16 protein-coding genes are annotated in these 18,159 nt (G+C 71.5%); 6 read left to right on the top strand and 10 right to left on the bottom strand.

Features of this window, described 5'->3' with window-relative positions:
- Nucleotide 1: 1 nt before the first annotated feature.
- Nucleotides 2-436: a phage tail protein gene (locus ABEB03_RS29820; RefSeq protein WP_345656001.1), complete on the bottom strand. Its 435-nt coding sequence runs from the start codon at nucleotides 434-436 to the stop codon at nucleotides 2-4.
- 496 nt (nucleotides 437-932) lie between these two features.
- Between ABEB03_RS29820 and ABEB03_RS29815 the strand changes: the two genes are divergently transcribed.
- Nucleotides 933-2,336, top strand: coding sequence for a matrixin family metalloprotease (locus tag ABEB03_RS29815; protein WP_345656000.1), 1,404 nt, complete (start codon nucleotides 933-935; stop codon nucleotides 2,334-2,336).
- A 249-nt stretch (nucleotides 2,337-2,585) separates the two neighbouring features.
- Here the strand turns inward: ABEB03_RS29815 and ABEB03_RS29810 are convergent, their stop codons facing one another.
- The 5 genes from ABEB03_RS29810 to ABEB03_RS29790 all read right to left on the bottom strand — a co-directional run bounded on the left by ABEB03_RS29810 (nucleotide 2,586) and on the right by ABEB03_RS29790 (nucleotide 6,148).
- On the bottom strand, nucleotides 2,586-3,134 hold the full coding sequence (locus tag ABEB03_RS29810; protein WP_345655998.1) for a hypothetical protein: 549 nt from the start codon (nucleotides 3,132-3,134) through the stop codon (nucleotides 2,586-2,588).
- A gap of 199 nt (nucleotides 3,135-3,333) precedes the next feature.
- Nucleotides 3,334-3,774: an OsmC family protein gene (locus ABEB03_RS29805; protein ID WP_345655996.1), complete on the bottom strand. Its 441-nt coding sequence runs from the start codon at nucleotides 3,772-3,774 to the stop codon at nucleotides 3,334-3,336.
- A 224-nt stretch (nucleotides 3,775-3,998) separates the two neighbouring features.
- On the bottom strand, nucleotides 3,999-5,225 hold the full coding sequence (locus ABEB03_RS29800) for a phospholipase D-like domain-containing protein (protein WP_345656014.1): 1,227 nt from the start codon (nucleotides 5,223-5,225) through the stop codon (nucleotides 3,999-4,001).
- Nucleotides 5,226-5,329: 104 nt separating this feature from the next.
- The gene (locus ABEB03_RS29795; protein ID WP_199791355.1) at nucleotides 5,330-5,503 is read right to left on the bottom strand and encodes a hypothetical protein; all 174 of its coding nucleotides are present in this window, start codon (nucleotides 5,501-5,503) and stop codon (nucleotides 5,330-5,332) included.
- A 213-nt stretch (nucleotides 5,504-5,716) separates the two neighbouring features.
- Nucleotides 5,717-6,148 (bottom strand): MarR family winged helix-turn-helix transcriptional regulator, encoded by a 432-nt coding sequence (locus ABEB03_RS29790; RefSeq protein ID WP_345655993.1) that lies wholly within the window; start codon nucleotides 6,146-6,148, stop codon nucleotides 5,717-5,719.
- Between the two features lie 97 nt (nucleotides 6,149-6,245).
- Between ABEB03_RS29790 and ABEB03_RS29785 the strand changes: the two genes are divergently transcribed.
- Both ABEB03_RS29785 and hchA read left to right on the top strand, forming a co-directional pair.
- Complete coding sequence (locus ABEB03_RS29785; RefSeq protein WP_345655991.1) at nucleotides 6,246-7,100, top strand: alpha/beta fold hydrolase; 855 nt, start codon at nucleotides 6,246-6,248, stop codon at nucleotides 7,098-7,100.
- 322 nt (nucleotides 7,101-7,422) lie between these two features.
- A complete protein-coding gene (gene hchA, locus ABEB03_RS29780) occupies nucleotides 7,423-8,298 on the top strand; it encodes a glyoxalase III HchA (protein WP_345655989.1) in 876 nt (291 codons plus the stop codon).
- 159 nt (nucleotides 8,299-8,457) lie between these two features.
- Here the strand turns inward: hchA and ABEB03_RS29775 are convergent, their stop codons facing one another.
- Complete coding sequence (locus ABEB03_RS29775) at nucleotides 8,458-11,058, bottom strand: SpoIIE family protein phosphatase (RefSeq protein WP_345655987.1); 2,601 nt, start codon at nucleotides 11,056-11,058, stop codon at nucleotides 8,458-8,460.
- Between the two features lie 519 nt (nucleotides 11,059-11,577).
- Here ABEB03_RS29775 and ABEB03_RS29770 point away from each other — a divergent pair.
- Nucleotides 11,578-13,152, top strand: coding sequence for a caspase, EACC1-associated type (locus ABEB03_RS29770; protein ID WP_345655985.1), 1,575 nt, complete (start codon nucleotides 11,578-11,580; stop codon nucleotides 13,150-13,152).
- A 143-nt stretch (nucleotides 13,153-13,295) separates the two neighbouring features.
- Here the strand turns inward: ABEB03_RS29770 and ABEB03_RS29765 are convergent, their stop codons facing one another.
- Both ABEB03_RS29765 and ABEB03_RS29760 read right to left on the bottom strand, forming a co-directional pair.
- Nucleotides 13,296-13,664: a VOC family protein gene (locus ABEB03_RS29765; protein WP_345655983.1), complete on the bottom strand. Its 369-nt coding sequence runs from the start codon at nucleotides 13,662-13,664 to the stop codon at nucleotides 13,296-13,298.
- Between the two features lie 31 nt (nucleotides 13,665-13,695).
- Nucleotides 13,696-14,337 (bottom strand): hypothetical protein, encoded by a 642-nt coding sequence (locus tag ABEB03_RS29760; protein ID WP_345655982.1) that lies wholly within the window; start codon nucleotides 14,335-14,337, stop codon nucleotides 13,696-13,698.
- 579 nt (nucleotides 14,338-14,916) lie between these two features.
- Between ABEB03_RS29760 and ABEB03_RS29755 the strand changes: the two genes are divergently transcribed.
- Nucleotides 14,917-15,591, top strand: a complete 675-nt coding sequence (locus ABEB03_RS29755) for a helix-turn-helix domain-containing protein (RefSeq protein ID WP_345655980.1) — start codon at nucleotides 14,917-14,919, stop codon at nucleotides 15,589-15,591.
- A 373-nt stretch (nucleotides 15,592-15,964) separates the two neighbouring features.
- Here ABEB03_RS29755 and ABEB03_RS29750 read toward each other — a convergent pair whose 3' ends face one another.
- Complete coding sequence (locus ABEB03_RS29750) at nucleotides 15,965-16,642, bottom strand: CBS domain-containing protein (protein ID WP_345655978.1); 678 nt, start codon at nucleotides 16,640-16,642, stop codon at nucleotides 15,965-15,967.
- A 554-nt stretch (nucleotides 16,643-17,196) separates the two neighbouring features.
- Here ABEB03_RS29750 and ABEB03_RS29745 point away from each other — a divergent pair.
- Nucleotides 17,197-18,072: a universal stress protein gene (locus ABEB03_RS29745; RefSeq protein WP_345656013.1), complete on the top strand. Its 876-nt coding sequence runs from the start codon at nucleotides 17,197-17,199 to the stop codon at nucleotides 18,070-18,072.
- The last annotated feature ends 87 nt before the right edge of the window (nucleotides 18,073-18,159 follow it).

Genomic DNA, 18,159 nt, shown 5'->3' with positions numbered 1-18,159 from the left:
GCTACTCCACGCTTGCCTGCTCGAACGCGATCGTCACCTGCTCCATCGCCGGACCGCCACCCGACTGGAACGACGGAGTGGTCCACTGCGCAGCCCAGGCGTTGGACAACTTGATGCGCCGGACGTGGTTCTTGTCGGCGTCCAGCTCGACGAGCGTGACGTCCTGCCGTGCCGATCCGAGAGACTGGTCGACGAGCGTCTTGTCGACCCAGTCGGTGAACGCCGGGCTCTTGTCCGAACCCCGGACGACGGTCACTTCGCCGTGGCGCGGCCCCGTCTCCTCGCGCGCCACGCCGGCCCCCACCGGTGTCGCGCACGGGCTCGCCGCGAGGGCCTGGTCGAAGTCCGCACCCGTCACGCGCTGCACCGTCTCCACTGGGAACCGCCCGAGTTCGATGACGAATCTGTGGTCCGTCGGCAGATCTGCGAGGTTCATCGCGACTTCCTTCCACGACCGTTGTGGCAACTGATAGTAGTCGCAGAGATGCGTTGTGTGATGGTGCGGTGGGTCGGCGGCGCCGCCGGGGGGATCTCGGTCGCCCGTCCGGCCGTGGACACACCCCTGGATGCGCAGGCAGGCGTGCGCCTCGGACCGCTGGGGGAGGCCGTGTCAGAGGCAGTGGTCTGCACGCCTGCGTCACCGTGAGGTGGGCGCGCGCCGCAGACTGCGTATCCGGGATCCACTCGGTCTTGTCGGCCCAACTCCCCTTTCCGCAGGTCGCCGTGCCCGCCCTGCTCACCAGCCGCGCCGGCCACAAGCGGAGGGGCGCCTTGTTCGCGGCTGCCATGGACGGCGTCCCCCGGCCGGGCGGAACATCCCAGCACCCACGGGCTGACGAGCACCGGCATCACCGCTCGAACCTCCCCGACGCCGGTCGGTCTCGCTGTCCGCCAGCTTCCGGGCCTTTGCCCGGACCGTCCCGAGGAGTGCCGTGACCGCACGGAGTGGACCAGACCCGAACCGCTCACTCGTAGGTGCGTCCGCGAGTGACGCCAAACTCGCCGAGAACTACCTGCGTGCCTTCGGCTACCTGCCCGAGGACGTTCCGTTGCAGAGCGACAGCGGGCGTGCCGCGGTACGGGCCTCCCAGGCGATGGCGCTGCTTGCGACCACCGGAGACATCGACGAGGCCACCCGCACGGTCTTCGAGCAGCCCAGGTGCGGCTTCCCCGACCGGCAGGGCGTCGAGGATCCCCGCAGCGGGAAGTCCCTCACGAGCGTCGCCGAGTTCGTCGCCTTCGGCACGGTGTGGGACCACGCGGTGATCACCTACCGGATCAACAACCTGAGCCCGGACTTCGACCAGAACCGGCAGCGGGCACTCATCCGTGCCGCCTGGGAGCGCTGGGCGGCCGTCGTCCCCCTCGTGTTCCAGGAGACCACCGGCGCGCCCGACATCGAGATCCGCTTCGCCCGGGGCAGTCACGGCGACGGCTCCCCGTTCGACGGTCCCGGCAACATCCTGGCCCACGCGTTCTTCCCACCGCCCAACGGCGGAAGTCTCGCGGGGGACGCGCACTTCGACGAGGACGAGCAGTGGCAGGACGGCGTCCGTCCCGGCGGCTTCGACCTGTTCAACGTAGCCGTCCACGAGTTCGGTCACTCGCTCGGCCTGAACCACACCTCGGTGCCGAACTCCACGATGAACCCCTTCTACCCGGTGCCGAGCACCCCCGCCGCGGACGACCGCGAGGGTGTGCGGCAGATCTACCGGCGCCACATCTGGGCCGCCTCCCTGTACCGCGACGTGCTCGGCCGCCGGTTCGACGACGGAGGACTGGACTTCTGGGTGCGCAAGCTGTTCTCCAACAGCAGCCCGGAGCAGGTGGCCCGCGGGTTCCTCTACTCGCTGGAGAACTCCGGGCGCATCGCCACCGACCTGTACTTCACCCTCCTCGACCGGGCGCCGGAGCCGGCCGGCCTCGACCACTGGCGTACGCAGCTGGCCGGCGGTCTGGGCCGGCAGTCCGCGATCGTCGCCTTCCTGGACAGCGCCGAGTACCGCGGCAAGTACCCGGCGGACGACGCCTTCATCGATTCGCTGTACCGACGCCTGCTGCGTCGTCCGCCGGACGCGGGCGGCTACCGGTACTGGAAGGACATGATGAAGGGCGGCATGTCCCGCTACGAGGTCGCCCGAGGCTTCGTGCTGAGCGACGAGTACTGCCGTGCGTACGCCCGTGGCCTGTACCGGAACTATCTGCGCCGCGAACCGGAGCAGGCCGGCTGGGACGGATGGACGGGTCGTCTGAAGGCGGGACTGAACCATCAGGACGCGGAGACCGGCTTCGTCGCCTCGCCGGAGTACCAGAACGCGGTGGTCAGTTGGTGGTGACCGCCCGCCCGCGGCGCCGTCGAGGCCGCCCGGGTGCCGCGCGCCGGTGGCACGCGGCACCCGTGGGGAGCGGGCCCGATCAGGGGGCGTGCCAGGCGTAGGTGGATGTGGTGATCTGGCTCGTCCGCGTCGTGGGCCGGCAGTCGACGAGTACGTGACCGTGGCCCCCGACGGTAGGGACCTCGCAGTTCGACCGGCAGGTGACCGGAGTGGCTCGTCGGCGCTCCGCCGCCCGCCGGTGATCGCCGGTCACTCGAGGCCGGGCCGCTCCTGGGGCGCCATCCGGTGTCTGCCGGTGGCCAGGAGACGGGACACGGCGTCCACGGGGGCGAGCTCGCCGGGGCTGGACATCGGGACGGACCAGTAGACACGAAATCCGTCCGGGCTCTTCGCGGTCACCGGAGGGACGGCGAGGCAGCGGCCCCGCCCGACGTACTCCGCGTCGGCGTGACGGAGCGTCGCCCACTCGCGGAGCCGGCCGACGCTGGGTCCCACCAGCACGGCGTAGAGCCGGGAGGCCCTGTCGAACACCACGGGGCCGCCCTCCAACATCCGCGTCAGGAAGGCGGACACCTCGACGGGGTCACTCGTGCCGGCGGCGGAGTGCACCACGTCGCCGGCGACGCGGACGGCACCGAAGAGCGTGCTGCAGCGCAGCAGGGCGACGCCCGACTCCTGCCACTGCGCGCGAGCCAGCCGTACGTCCTCCGCAGCGGACAACAGCCAGTGCTCCACGGCGAGGTCCCGTTCCGCGCCGGTGGTCAGGTGCGGTTCCCGGTCGGCCCGCGCGTCGTTCACGGCGCGGGGCTCCCTCCCCGGCTCTTCCCTCAAGACGAGCCAACTCCCTTGCGACCCGACCCGCCCTGACTTCGGGCGAGCATTCCTCGGACTTCTCTGCCCAAGGAACTTCCGGACTTTCACCGGGAGCGGATGCGGCTCCTCGCGGAAGCGTGCGGCTTTCGGCCGTCCGGCGCGGGGAGGCCCGGTCAGGGGCGGGTCAGACGTCCGTCACCGTCGTGGTGACCGGCGTGCCCGTCTCGATCGTGCGGCTGACCGTGCAGAGCCGTTCGTGGGAGGCCTTCACTGCCCGGGGCAGGATGGCGCGCGCCCGGTCGCCGGGCTCGCCGTCCGGGAACGTGACCGAGAAGGTGACGTGCAGGTCGGTCATCCGGTTGCCCAGCTCGTCAGTGATCTTGTGGCCGGTCACGGTGATGTCGAACCGGTCGGGTTCCGCGTGGCGGCTGGTGGCGACATCGACATCCGCCGCCGTGCAGCCCCCGAGCGCGGCGAGCAGCAGCTCGACCGGGGTGAATTCGGTGTCGCTCTGCTCACCGGAGCCGGTGCCGAAGCTGATCGTGCCGCCGCGGGCGTTCGTCGCCGTGTAGTGGCCGGTGCTGGTGCGCTCGACGGCGACTGAGCGCAGGGTGTTGTCGGTCATGCCGACGACACTAATGTCGCGCCGGTCCGATCGGTGCGACCCGGGTCGGCCTCGACGTCGTGCCGGGTGGGCGAGCGTGCGGCGGGCGGCCCCGAGGCCGTGCCGGGTGGACGGGCGTCGGCGGGCGGGTACCGAGGTCGTGCCGGGTGGACGCGGGTCGGCGGGCCGGCCCCGACGCCGTGCCCGGGTGGACCGGCCGGACGCCGGTCCACGCGGGTGGTGGATCACAGGAAGCGGCGGATGGGTACGACGGCCGCCTCACGGGCCCGCTGCACGAGCGAGCGCCGCTTCCACCGGTCGGCGCGGATCAGCTCGCTGGCCTCCCGGTCCTCTTCGAACTGCGCGTCGAGGGTGGCCGTGAACTCCCGGTCCAGGACGGCGAGCATGACCTCTTCGTCGTGGTCGAAGGACCGGCGGTTGAAGTTGGTCGATCCGATCAGCGCCGCGGTGCGGTCGACGGTGATGACCTTGGTGTGCATCATCGTCGGCTGGTAGTGGTAGATCTTCACCCCGCTGTCGGTGAGGTCGGTGTAGAAGTGCTGACCGGCCAACTGGCACACCCGCTTGTCGGTGTGGGGCCCGGGCAGCACGATCTCCACCTCCACCCCGCGTCGCGCGGCGGCGCAGAGCAGTTCGACGAAGTAGGCGTCCGGCGAGAAGTAGGCGGTGGTCAGCCGGAAGCGCTCCTCCGCGGACTGGAGCATCACGCGGATCAAGGTCTGCATGTCCTGCCAGCCGAAACTGGCCGAGCCGCGCACCACCTGCACCACGGCGTCACCGTGCGGCCGGTGCTCGACGAACCGGTCGCGCTCGTCGAAGAGTTCGTCGTGGCATTCGGCCCAGTTCTGCGCGAACGCTGCGGCGAGACCGTCCACCGCGGGGCCCCGCACCTCGACATGGGTGTCACGCCACTCGTTCTCGTTGCGGGCGTCACCGCACCACTCCTCGGCGATCCCGACGCCGCCGGTGAAGGCCACCTGCTCGTCGACGACGAGGACCTTGCGGTGGCAGCGGTGGTTCTGCTTCAGCGGCGAGAGGTACAAGGGCTTGCGGAACCACGCGACCTGCACTCCGGCTCGCCGCATGGCCTCCAGCAGCTCCTCGTCGATGAGCCTGCTGCCGAAGCCGTCCAGCAGCAGGCGCACCCGCAGGCCCGCCTCGGCCCGTTCCGCGAGGGCCATCGCGAACTCCCGGGCGATGTCGCCCTTCCAGTACACGAAGGTCATCATGTCCAGCGTGTGCTCGGCGGAACGGATGCGGTCGAGCATGGCCGCGAAGATCTCGTCGCCGTTGCGCAAGGGGCGCAGCGCGTTGCCCTCGGTCGCGGCGATGCCGATCAGCCGCTCCAGTCGCCGTCGTATCCGTGCCGCGCGCTCCTCGAAGTCGTCCGGGGCGGCGGGTGTGCCCGGCTCGGGAGAGGGCGTGTCCGTGAGTTCGTCCGTGTTGGTCATGGCTGTGTTGGTCATTGCCTCTCCTGGCCGGCACTCGTCTGAGGAAACGGGACGCCGACGCCGCCCGGTCCGGCGTGAACCGGCGGGCGCGGCGGCGACGCCGGTCAGCGCCGGCGGCGGGAGGACCAGCCGGTGCCGACCCCGGCCAGGTGCAGCGCGAGCACCGTGAGCCCGATGAGCATGATGTTCGTCGACGTGAACGTGTCGTTCGTGGAGATGTCTGCGGCATTGATGAGGAACGAGATGAAGAACAGGACCGCCGCACCTATCGCGAGCATGAGGATCTCCGATTCGAGTGTGTGAAGAACGAGTGAAGTCCGAATGCCCCCAAGCAGCCGATCGACACAACCCAACTCGGCGGACCGCGTCACGAGTCGAGCAGCCCGGTACGTCGGGTCACGAGTCGAGCAGCCCGGTACGTCGGGTCACGAGTCGAGCAGCCCCGTAGGGGGCGCGCGTTCCGCCCCGGAGGCCGCTCGACGGAACGCGGCCTACGCGTGCCGGCTCTTCGCCGCGTCGCGCACTCCGGTCAGGAACCGGCGCACCGCGGCGACTTCGCCGTCGTCGAAGGTGCCGAGCAGGTCCAGTGTCTGAGCGATCAGCGGACCGAAGTGCCGCTCGCCCAGGGCGACGGCCTGCTCGCTGACCTGGAGGCGCACGCGACGCCGGTCGTGGACGTCCCGCACGCGTTCCACGTGACCGGCACGTTCGAGACGGTCGATCGCCGAGGTGGTGCCGGCCGAGTGGAGGCCGAGCCGCGCGCCGAGCTCACCCGGCGTGAGAGGGGCGCCCGCTCTTTCCGCGTCCAGCAGACAGATCAGAGCGCGTACGTCCGTCGTGTGGAGGCCATTGGTTCGCGCGAACTCCCCCTGGAACAGGGCCAGTTCGACGGTCACCTCGCGCAGCAGGTGCACGATTCCCATCCCGGTCCCACCCTCGCCCATACCCGCATCCGCCTTATTATCTCGCTCAGCGAGAATAACGCCGAGCGAGAGAACTGTGCACGACGGGGGAGACCTGATGTCCGAGACGTTCTTCGACGCGTACGACGAGCTCCTGGACCGATGGGGCCCCGACGTCGAGCGCCTGGACGTCCCCACTCCCTACGGCACCACCCGGGTCAACTGCCTCGGCCCGCAAGGAGCCCCACCGCTGATCCTGCTGCCGGGCGGCGGGGACAGTGCGGCCAGTTGGTTCGCCAACGCCCCCGCATGGGCCCGCACGCACCGTGTTCTGGCCGTCGATCTGATCGGCGACGTGGGCCGCAGCACCGTGGCGCGGGGCCGCCGGATCGGCAGCGTCGCCGACCTCAACCGCTGGCTGGACACGCTGATCGAGGAGCTCGGACTCGAACGGACCACCCTGGCAGGCCACTCCTACGGCGCCTGGATCGCACTGCACCACGCCCTCGCCTCTTCCCGCGTCGACCGCCTCGCGCTCCTCGATCCGACGAGCTGCTTCACCGGATACCGGCCCGGGTACCTGCTGCACGCACTGCCGATGCTGCTCGCGCCGACCCCCGCGCGCGTCCGCTCCTTCCTGGGCTGGGAGAGCCGCGGCGCACGCTTGGATCCGGCGTGGCTGGCACTCCAGGAGGCGGCGGCCGGGTTCGAGAAGGCCCGTCCGGTCACCGGCCCGCGCCCCGACCCCGAGGCCGTACGAGACCTGCGTACGCCCGTGCTGCTCCTGCTCGCGGGCGGCAGCCGGGCGCACGACACCTCCCGAGTGGCGACCGCCGCGGCACGACTCCTGCCCCACGCCGAGCTGAGCGTCCTGCCCGGCACCGGCCACCACGGCCTGCAACACCTTGCCGCCCATGAAGTCAACGAGAAGGTGGGCGCGTTCATCGGATCCCCTCGCCGGACTGAAGGATGACCGAAGGGCCGTGGGCGCCCGCCGAGCATCACCCTCCGGCCGCATGATCGAGTGCGGGACCGGGGCGGTCGGATTACTGGGGAATTCGGACTTCTTTTCACGGAGGTCATGGGCGACCGACCGCCCATATGTGCCTGACGGGACGTCAATCGACACGCTTTCCGTGCGCCGAACGGATCGTACCGAGCCGACCTGCCGCGCGCATCCGTTGGCGATAGGCTGGCCGGGAACCCTCGAATCCGCCAGCCTGCTCGTGCTCGCCCGGCCGCTCGCCGCGCACAAGGCTTTCGAGACGTTCAGGCGGCGATGGAAGCAGGTCGCCATGTCAGCAGAAGATCTGAGCAGGGAACCCACTCCGGATGCGGCCGAGGACAATGCGTTCTTCCCTTCACCGTATTCGCTCAGCCAGTACACCTCGTCGACGACGGATTTCGACGGAGTGCAGCACAAAGGTGCCTACACCCAGGGAAAGTGGAAGGTACTCATGATCGGGGCGGAGGAAAGATATGTCCTGCTGGAGAACGGAAAGATGTTCTCCACCGGAAATCACCCCGTCGAGATGCTCCTTCCGTTGCACCACATGATGGAGGCCGGCTTCGACGTCGACGTCGCCACGCTCACCGGATACCCGGTGAAACTCGAACTGTGGGCCATGCCCCGGGAGGACGAGGCGGTCGTCGGTACGTACGAAGCCATCAAGGAGAAGCTCAAGCAGCCCAAGAAGCTGTCCGACGTCGTCGCCGACGACCTCGGTGACGACTCGGACTACATCGCCGTCTTCATCCCCGGCGGACACGGCGCCGTGGTCGGTCTGCCGGGCAGCGAGGCGGTGGGGGAGACGCTCAACTGGGCCTTGGGCAACGACAAGTTCGTCGTCACGCTGTGCCACGGGCCCGCCGCCCTGCTGGCGGCCGCGTCGAGCAAGGGCGAATCACCGTTCAAGGGCTATTCCGTCTGCGTCTTCCCCGACGCGCTCGACGAGGGCCCGAACCTCGAGATCGGCTACCTTCCCGGTCGTCTGCGGTGGCTCGTCGCCGATCTGTTGAGCAAGCAAGGGCTGAATGTCCTCAACGACGACATGACCGGCCGGACCCACCAGGACCGCAAGCTCCTCACCGGCGACAGCCCCCTCGCCTCCCACAAGCTCGGACTGCTCGCGGCCGACGCACTGGTCGAGGCGGCCCGCGCTGCGTCCTGACGGTGTCCGGGTGCCGTGCGGTCGGCCGTTGCGGCCGTGATCCGTCACAGAGGGCGACGAGAATGTCATCGAGCGCGGCGGGCGGTCTGTGGCGTCTCGCCCGGCAGCCGGACGCGCACGGACCGGGGCGGGAACCCTCGCCCCGACCGCTGCCGCGCCTCACGGAGTGGGGTGGCGGTCCGTGCTGAGCAGCTGTTCCGCCCAGACGGTCTTGCCGTCGGGCGTGTAGCGGGTTCCCCAGCGGTCGGCGAGCTGGGCGATGAGGAACAGGCCCCGGCCGCCCTCGTCGAGCGTGGCCGCATGGCGCAGATGCGGTGCGTTGTGACTGGTGTCGGAGACCTCGCACGTCAGGTAACGGTCGTACAGGAGGCGCACGGTGATCGGCGGGTCGCCGTAGCGGATGGCGTTGGTGATCAGTTCGCTGAGGATGAGTTCCGCGGCGAACAGGTCGTCGCCGATGTCCCACGCGGTCATCTGCCGCACGCAGGCGGCGCGGGCGGGTGCGACGGCCGCGGGGTCGTCGGTGATGTCCCACTGCGCGACACGGTCCGGTGCGAGCCGGCGTGTCTCGGCCACCAGCAGTGCGATGTCGTCGCGCTGGGGCGAGGGCAGGAGCGCGTCGAGCACTTCGGTGCACGTCTGCTCGCAGCTGCGGCCGGTGCCGGCGAGGACCGCGGTGAGCCGGTCCAGCCCGGTGTCGATGGACTGGTCCCGGCTTTCGACGAGGCCGTCGGTGTAGAGGACCAGCCGGGTTCCGCCGGCCAGGTCGGCGGTGTACGTCTCGAAGGGCGAATGGCCCAGTCCGAGGGGGAGGTTGGCAGGGACGGGCACCAGGTCCACCGTGCCGTCGGGACGGATCCGGGCCGGCGGAGGATGTCCCGCGCACGCCATGTGGCAGCGGCCTGTGGCGGGGTCGTAGACGGCGTACAACATGGTGGCGCCGGTGACGGGCGCGGTCTCGGAGGCCGCCGTACCGTCCTGGTCGAGGCGGGTGACCAGCTCGTCCAGGTACGTGATCAGCTCGTCGGGGGGCAGGTCCAGCGCGGCGAAGTTGTGGACGGCGGTGCGCAGCCGCCCCATGGTGGCGGCGGCCTGGAGACCATGGCCGACCACGTCGCCGACGACGAGGGCGACGCGCGCGCCGGGCAGCGCGATGACATCGAACCAGTCTCCGCCCACGCCCGCTTCGGCGGGCAGATAGCGGTACGCGGCGTGCACGGCGTTCTGCTCGGGGAGCTCCGCGGGCAGCAGACTGTGCTGCAACGCGACGGCCAGGGCGTGCTCGCGGGTGTAACGGCGGGCGTTGTCGACGCACACCGCCGCCCGCGCGACCAGTTCCTCGGCGGAGCTCACGTCGTCGTGGTGGAACTCCCCGAGCCGCCAGAAACTGGCGATGCCCAGCACGGTGCCGCGCGCTCGCATGGGCACGGCGATCAGCGACCCGAGCCCGTCTCCCAGCACGCGTTCGGCGAAGACGGGGTTCATGCCCCGCCACTCGGAGGCGGCGGTCAGGTCGGGCACGAGGACGGCCTTGCCGTCGCGCAGTCCCTGTGCCTGGAGTGCGGTGGGGTCCACCGGCACCGCGGAACCGACCGGGTGCACGGCCCGCTCCTGCGCCGCGCCGCGGATGGCGGCGCGGCGCAGGATGCGGCGGGTGCCCGCAGGAGGTTCCTCACCTGCGACGACCGGGTCGAGCAGGTCGACACTGACCACGTCCGCGAACCGTGGCACCGCGACCTCGGCCAGCTCCTCGGCGGTACGCGTCACGTCGAGGGTGTTCCCGATCCGGGCGCTGGCGTCGTAGATCATCTCCAGTCGCTGGGACGTGGCCTCGACCCTGCCGGCCAGGGCGCGCAGTTCGGTGGCGTCCCGGAACGTGGTGACGGCTCCGGGGGGCCCGCCGTCACGGCTGGTGTGACGGTGGTTGACGCTCAGCAGCCGGCCGCCCGCCGGATGCACCTCGTCGACGGCTTCGAAGTCCGAGGCCAGCAGGTTCCGGATGCTGTGTTCGAGATCCAGTTCGTCGATGTGACGGCCCTCCATGCCCTCGGGGAGGGCCAGGAGCCGTCTGGCCTCGTCGTTCGCGAGGACCAGGCGCCGATCGCGGTCGGTGACGAGCACGCCCTCGCGCACCGTGTGCAGCACCGCGTCGTGGTGCTCGTACATGCGTGTCACCTCGACCGGTCCGAGCCCGCCCGTCTGCCGGCTCAGCCGCCTGCCCACCCCGCCCGCCGCGGCCGTGGCCAGGACGAAAGCCCCCGCCACCCCTGTCAGCAGGAGCGGCAGTTCGCTGTTCAACGTCGCCGAGACGGTCGTGACCTCCACACCTGCGGTGACGATCCCCACCACCTCGCCGTCCGGCCCCCGTACGGGTACGACCGCGCGCACCGCGTCCTGGGGCGCTCCGCTGAAGTGCTCCGTGTAGGACAGGCCCTGGAGCGCTCGGCCGAAGTCGCCCGCCGCCCGCTGACCGATGAGGCCGGGGACGGCGTCCGTGTACCTGATCCCGTCCCTGTTCAGCACGGCGATGAAGTCGACTCCCACGGACTTCCTCATGCGCTCGGCCACGGGCTGGAGGGCCGACGTCGGGTCCGGTGACAGCAGACCTTTCGCGGTGTCCGGCAGCTGGGCGACGGCGACGGCACTGGCCATGGACCGGTCTTCCGCGCGGTGCAGGTTCGCGGCACGGGTCTGCAGGACCAGCGCCACCGCTCCTCCCACCACGAGCAGCACGATGATCACGCATTGCAGTGCGAACACCTGAGCTGCGACGCTGCGGTCGGCCAGCCGGCCCCCGCCCCGTGGCCGTGCGAGACGATCTCGTATCGCAGGCCACCCAGCATGCTTTCGTCTCATACAACCCTTCTACACCAATTGGTTGAATTTGCTCTTCGGGTCGTGTGCTGCGCGCTTCGCGTCACGTACAGCGCACGCATCAAGCGCTTGCTCAGGGGGAGCGGCAGGACCGAGGCTCATGGGACACCGGGAGCCTCGGGGCGGGGCGGCCGCTGCGGTCCAGCCGACCCCACCTCTACGGCGTCGTCGTGCCCACCGCCGTGTCGCTGACCTGACCGCCGTCGCGTCGTGCGGAGGGGCATCCCATAAAGGGGCGCGCGGGAACCGCTTTTGGATACGCTGAGCGTTCGTCGGTTGTATGGGGGTATGTCTTGACGGACGACGGAACGGCGCGGCGGCCGAGGCTCGTGTTCCAGGCACTTCGGGCCGAAGCGGCGGCCGGCCACGATGCCCGTGCCACCGGCGAAGTCTGAGGCCGCTGCCGTGCCCGGAGGCCGCCACGCCCTGCTCATCGCCACCGGCCGTTACGACCACCCCGAGCTGCGCCGACTGCGTTCGCCGGCCCAGGACGCCCAGGGGCTCGCCAAGGTGCTGCGCGATCCCCGGATCGGCGATTTCGACGTACGCACCGTCGTCGACCGCAGGCACCACGAAGTGAACCGCGACATCGAGGAGTTCTTCCTCGACCGCAGCAGGGACGACCTCCTGCTGCTGCACCTGTCGTGCCACGGCATCAAGAACGACAACGGCGAACTGTTCTTCGCGGCCAAGGACACCGACCCCAAACTCCTTGCCTCCACGGCGGTCACGGCCGAGTTCCTGCACACCCAGATGCGCCGGAGCCGCGCCCGATCCATCGTGCTGCTCCTCGACTGCTGCTACAGCGGTGCGTTCCTGCCCGGCAGCAAGGGGGACACCTCGGTGCACGTCAAGGACGAACTGGCGGGCCACGGACGGGCGGTGCTGACGGCGACCAACCGCACCGAGTATGCCTGGGAGGGCGGCCACCTCGGCGAACTGGCACCCGAACCGTCCCGGTTCACCGGCGCCGTCATCGAAGGGCTGCGCACGGGAGAGGCGGACGGCAATCGCGACGGCCTGGTGAGCGTGAAGGACCTGTACGAGTACGTGTACGAGCGCCTGCACGCCGAGCGGGCCAGGCAACGGCCGCAGATGTGGGCCGAGTTGGAGTACCGGGTGGTGGTGGCCTACGCGGGCCGCGCTCCGGCGCCACCTGCGGGCGGGGGCTCCCCGGCGCGCGGTCGGGGAGCCGTTCCCTCGGCTGCCGTCCGCCCGCTCTCGATGGCGCATCCGGTACGGGGAGCCAAGCCCGCCGGGACTTCGGTCACGCCCCCGCCCCCGAAGGCGGACTCGCGACGCGGGGCCGAGCGCACCGAGAAGGACCGGGAGGGGGCGGATGCGAGCCCGGCGGCCCCAAGCCCTGCGGCCGCCTCTCCGTGGCGGACGTTCTCGTACGGGCTGCCGGTGCTCGCCCCGATCCTGATCCCTTACCGGGCAGTCGGTTCCATGTGGGCCGTCGGTTACAACACCGGCGTCGATTTCGCCGTCCCCAGCGGGACACGCGTGCGGGCCGTGACCGCGGGGCATGTGGTGGCCGCGGGATGGGCCGGCTCCTTCGGTTACGAAGTCGTCGTACGGCACGCGGACGGTCACTACAGCCAGTACGCCCACCTGTCGTCGCTCATGAAAAGGGCGGGGCAGGACGTGCTGTCCGGCGAGGTCATCGGCAGGTCGGGCAGCACGGGGAACTGCGCCGGACCGCGGCTGCACTTCGAAGTCCGGACAGGTCCCGGCTTCGGCACGGACATCGATCCGCTGGCCCATCTCGCAGAGCGCGGCGTCGACGTCGCCCGGGCGCCGGCGCCCGACGATCAGCCCGCGCCGCCGCCTTCCGCTCAGGACCACCGCACAGGTGCCGTCGCGGCAGCGCGCGCCGAGGGGCCCTGGGGCAGCTCCGAGCTCCATGAGCCGGCCGAGGGCCGGGTGGACCTGGGCGGCGGCGAGGGTCCGACGGCCCCCCGCGACCCATCGTCCTGAAGCCGCGGGACGACGCGATCCCGACCCGCGGCTCGGAGTGGGCCGTCCGGCGCCGAAGGTGACAACGCCCCTCCACGGACGGGGAAATGCCCAGTCCGCCTCGGCCGTTCAGCCGGTGCTGTCCGGCGGAACGGCCCCTGCGGTCAGCCGTGGTGCGTGTCGATGACGCAGAAGCGGTTCCCGTCGGGATCGGCCAGGACCACGAAGTCGGCGTCCGGGGGATAGCGGTCCCAGTCGACCCGCCGGGCGCCGAGGGCGACCAGGCGCTCGACCTCCGCGGCCTGATCGGCGGCGTCTCCCGCGTACAGGTCCAGATGGATCCGGGGATGCTCCTGCACGGGTGTCTCGCTAAGACCGAGCGAGAGCTGGGTGCCGGTCCCTTCGGCCGGCACGAGGACCACCCAGTCGTCCTCCATCTCCTCGCGCGGGACGTAGCCCAGCGCCTCCGTCCAGAACGCCGCCGCACGCGGCACGTTCGACACACCCAGCACTACGGATCCGATGGTCAGCACGCCCTCCTCCTACCCCGCGAGGACCGGGCGGCTACCTCGTGCCGTCCTGCCGCGTTCCGGCGTGCAGCGGCTCCGCAGGGGAGGGCTCCGGCCGGGATTCCTTCCGTGCGCGCGCCCGGTCGCGGAACCACGCGCCCACCCCCACCAGCACGGCCGCCCCGGCCCCGTAGAGCGGCAGCCACAGGGTCGTCGTCGCCGACAGGCAGCCGGCGATGGCGTCACGGCTCTTGGACTCCGCCGCGTACGCCGCGGCGGTGCGGTCGAGGCCGGTCAGGCCGGCGAGTGTGGCCCGGGACCGGACGGCCTCGTACCGGCCCAGCCAAGTGCAGTCGATGCGGGTGCCCGGCATCGGGAACACCCAGGCCCAGCGCTGCATCATGGGGGCCAGCGCGATCGCCACGCAGAGGCCGACGACCAGCGCATACGCGATCAGACCGCGCATGTACGCGGACCGCAGGGCGGATGTCCACGGCGGCCGACGCTGAAAGGCGAAGATCACCGAGAGGAGTGTCACCCCGATGAATGTCGCGAACCACTGCCACGAACCCTGCGCGAGAGCGAACGTCAGCACGGCCGCGAGCCCGATGCCGATGACCCCGGCCTGACTGCCGGCGTCGGCGCCCGCGCCGGTGGATGCCGGCGGTCGGGGTCCTTGCGGGATGTGGTCGTTCACAGGCCTCTCCTGCAGGCGGGAGGCCTCAGCTTCCGCCGTGGGGCGGCGCAGGTCCCGGAGCCATGCCGGGCGCGGCCGGCATGGCGCCCGGATGGGGGAGTCGCCCTCCGGGCCACCACGCGAGGATGCCGCGGTCGGCGCGGCCTATTGCTTGAACCTGCCCAACTCGACTGTGCACGGCGGAGGTTGCCCCGTCGAATCCGAGGGAGGGGGGACCGGAAGCCACGGCGCCGCTCGGTCGACTCCCGTCCGCAGCCCGCACGGGCGTGCCCCTCGTAGGTGGCTCCCTCCCGGAGCCGGGGCGTCGCGCGAGCCTCGTCGTGGCTCACGGAATCCTCCTCGCGCCCGCGCCGTGCCGGGGCGCCGGTGGCGGACGGCATCGCGGCGTGCCTGCCGTCGGTCCGCCGCCCTGGTCCCCTGGGCCGCCGATGTGGGCCGGACGGCCCAAGCGGTCTCCCGCCTTTTCGGAGAGGCTGGAGGCGCGGGGCGGTCCCGGTTCCGGGAGACGCGCCGGTCGGCGCCGGTCGCCGACGACGCGAGCCCCGTGGTGCGAGGCATGACGAGAGGACGTGGCGAGTCATGACCGGACAGGTACGGACGAACACGGTGGAGGCGCCACCGCTCGGCGATCTCGGCCGACGGCTGGTCGCGCGCCGGGCGGAACTCGGCCTGACATGCGAGGAGGCGGCCGCGCGAGCCGGCGTCGCGCCCAACTACCTGCGCTACCTGGAGGAGAGGCCGGGAGCGGCACCCGGGACGGGCACCCTGCTCAGGCTCGCCGAGGCACTGCACACCACGATGACCCATCTCGCCGGAGGCGACAGCGACCGGCCGCCCGGCCCCGGTCAGGCCGGACGGAGCCCCGACCTCACCGAACTGAGCCCCTCCGAGTGCCGGACGCTGCTGTCGAGCCACGGCGTGGGGAGGGTGGCGGTCCTCACGGCCACGGGCCCCGCCGTCGTACCCGTCAACTACGGCGTCGTCGACGACGCGATCGTCTTCCGCACTTCTCCCGGCGCCACGCCGGCGCTGGCCGCGGGCTCCGAGGTGGCCTTCGAGGTCGACCGCATCGACGACGCGTTCAGCGAGGGCTGGAGCGTTCTCGTGCGCGGCCACGGGCAGGCCGTGACGGACGAGGAGGAGGCGCGTCGGCTCACCGGCCTGGCACGCAGCGAGCCGTGGGCCGGTGGCCGGCGTGAGCTGTGGGTGCGCATCGACGTCCACACCGTGACCGGCCGCCGGATCACGGTCTGACCGAGAACGCCCGTCGGGACGGGCCGGGACCGTTCGCCGCGAGGGCCGTGCGCGTCGGCCGTACGTCCTGTACCGAGCCGAACGTCCGGGACCGAAGCCGACCGGCCCCGGGCGCGGGACCATCGGCACATGCGCCGCGGCCCGGACGGGAGGACAGTGGAGTCAGGAGCGGCACCGTTCCCCCGCGGTGTCGCTCCGTTCGCACGCGGAGAAGCTGTCGCTCACGCAGGTTTCGCTCCGTTCGTACGCATACGACTGCGCCGCTCTGTCCCTACGACGTGCACGACGGCGCCGCTCCGCCCGTAGGCCGGCCGTGCCCGACCCCGGCCGTGCCCGACCCCGACCGGTTCCCGCGCGGGCCGCGAGGCCCCCGTCACCGCCGCTCGGTCCACTCCTCGGCGCGCGCGGACGCGTGGGCGAGGTGGCAGCGGACGTCGACGACACCCTCCACGGCGCGGGCCAGGCGTTCCGCCACGGGGACCAGCCCGGTGCTCTCCACCCAGCCGGCGAGGGTGACCACGCCGTCGGAGGCCTCCACCTGTATGTGGTCGGCGGACAGGGGGAACAGCCGGTCGACGACCTCGTGGCGCACTTCCTCGGCGAGGTCCTCGTCCTCGCGCAGGAACACCTTGAGCAGGTCCGCGCGGCTGACGATCCCTTCGAGCAGTCCGACGTCGTTGACGACGGGAAGTCGCTTGATCTTGCGCTGCGCCATGATGCGCGCGGCCTCCGCCAGGGCCGCGTCGGCGTGCACGGTCACGGCCGGCGTGCTCATCAGGTCCCAGGCCGTGAGCCCGCTCGCCTTGGCCAGGTCCGCCAGCCGGCGTTGCCGGGTGAACCGCTCCGGGTCGCTGTCCCGGAACTCCTCCTTGGGCAGCAGATCGGCCTCGGAGACGACTCCGACCACGCGCCCCTCGCCCTCCAGTACGGGCAGGGCGCTGACCTTCCACTGCTCCATCAGCGTGACGATGTCCTTGAACGGCGCGTCGCGGCCTACCGCGACGACGGTGGGTGTCATCACGTCGCTCACGATGTGCGGGCTGCCGTGCATGATCTCCTCCTCGGAAGGTCGAAGTGCGGTCGACAGCAGGGCCGACGACTCTTCGGTCCCGCGCGCCCGGTGTGCCGACCAGGAGCGAACCTGTTCCGGTCCGGTGCGGCGGTCCCTCGGCCGTCCTCGCCGTGGAGTCCTCGACTCCAGCGTGGGCGCCGACGGAGCCGTCCGCCACGGGCCGCTCGGACCTGGCACGGGGGCGTTCGGCCCCGGTGGGGCTCCGCGCGGCCGTGCTCGGGAGGGCGCCGCCGAGAAGGCGACGTCATGACAGGACGGGAAGGACGCCATCCGCTTCTCGCGGATCCTGATTGCGCGGTGCACGGCTGTCGGCCGCTTCCCCGCGTCTCGGTCGGGTCCTCCCCGTCACCTACAGGACACCACGGGATCGGCCCGGCCACCAGGGCCGGCCGGCATCAGGGCTCCCCGCCTGGGCCGAACGTCCCCGACGAGAGCCGACGTGCCCCTCGTACCGGACGGCCGTGGCCGGCAGGGTGAAGTTGAAGCCCCGTACTGCCGGCGTGGCAGTCCGACGAAAGGCGGTGGGGACGATGATGACACTTCCCCTGGTCGTGGGCGTCGACGGTTCGGACTCGAGCCTCCAGGCGGTCGACTGGGCGGTGGACGAAGCCGCCCGTCACGGACTGTCGCTGCGACTGGTGCACGCCTCGCTCTGGGAGCGCTACGAGGGAGCCCTGCCGTCGAGTGGCCTGGACCGTCCTTCGGAGCGCGTGCTGACCGAGCACATCGTGGCCTCCGCGGCGGAGCGCGCCGAGCGACGCGACCCGGACGTGAAGGTGTTCACCGATGTGATCCCCGAGGACGCGGTGGAAACCCTGCTGCGCGAGGGCAACAACGCCTCCGCGTTGGTCACGGGATCGCGTGGCCGGGGCGGGCTGCCAGGACTGCTGCTCGGTTCGGTCGGGCTGGCCGTGGCGGCCCGTGCCCACTGCCCGGTGATCGTGGTCCGCGGCGACAGCGCCGGTCTGGCCGGCGGCCACGAGCGGATCCTGCTCGGTGCCGGGGATCCCGTCACCAGTGGCGAGGCCGTGCGGTTCGCCTTCCGCGAGGCCGAGACCCGCGGGTGCGTCCTCGACGTCGTGCGGGCCTGGCGCCGCCCCGCGCACGAGGTCACCGGACCGCCCGAGCCGGACGGAGCTCCCGGGCGCCTCTACGAGGAGCGGGCCGCGGCCCTGCTCCACGCCCTGCTGCACGACGCCGTGGCCGACCACCCCGGCGTACGGGTGCGCGGCGTGACCGCCGAAGGGCCGGCCCGCCGGATCCTCGTGCGGCGTTCGGCGGCCGCCGATCTGGTGATCGTCGGCGCCCGCCGGAGGGCGGGCCACTTCGGTCTCCAGCTCGGCCGGGTGAGCCACACCCTGCTCCACCACGCGTACTGCCCGGTGGCGATCGTGCCGCAGCTGGTGTGATCGTTTGAAGGGCCGGTCCACGAAGGGCCGGACCACGAGGGGAGCAGATATGGCCGTCCGGTCCCACGACGTGATCGGTTCCGCGCC

It is taken from the genome of Streptomyces siamensis (assembly GCF_039543605.1).
In the GTDB taxonomy this organism is placed as follows: domain Bacteria; phylum Actinomycetota; class Actinomycetes; order Streptomycetales; family Streptomycetaceae; genus Streptomyces; species Streptomyces siamensis.
The sequence above is the reverse complement of the archived record's forward strand: the minus strand, read 5'-3'. Positions and strand labels throughout refer to the sequence as shown.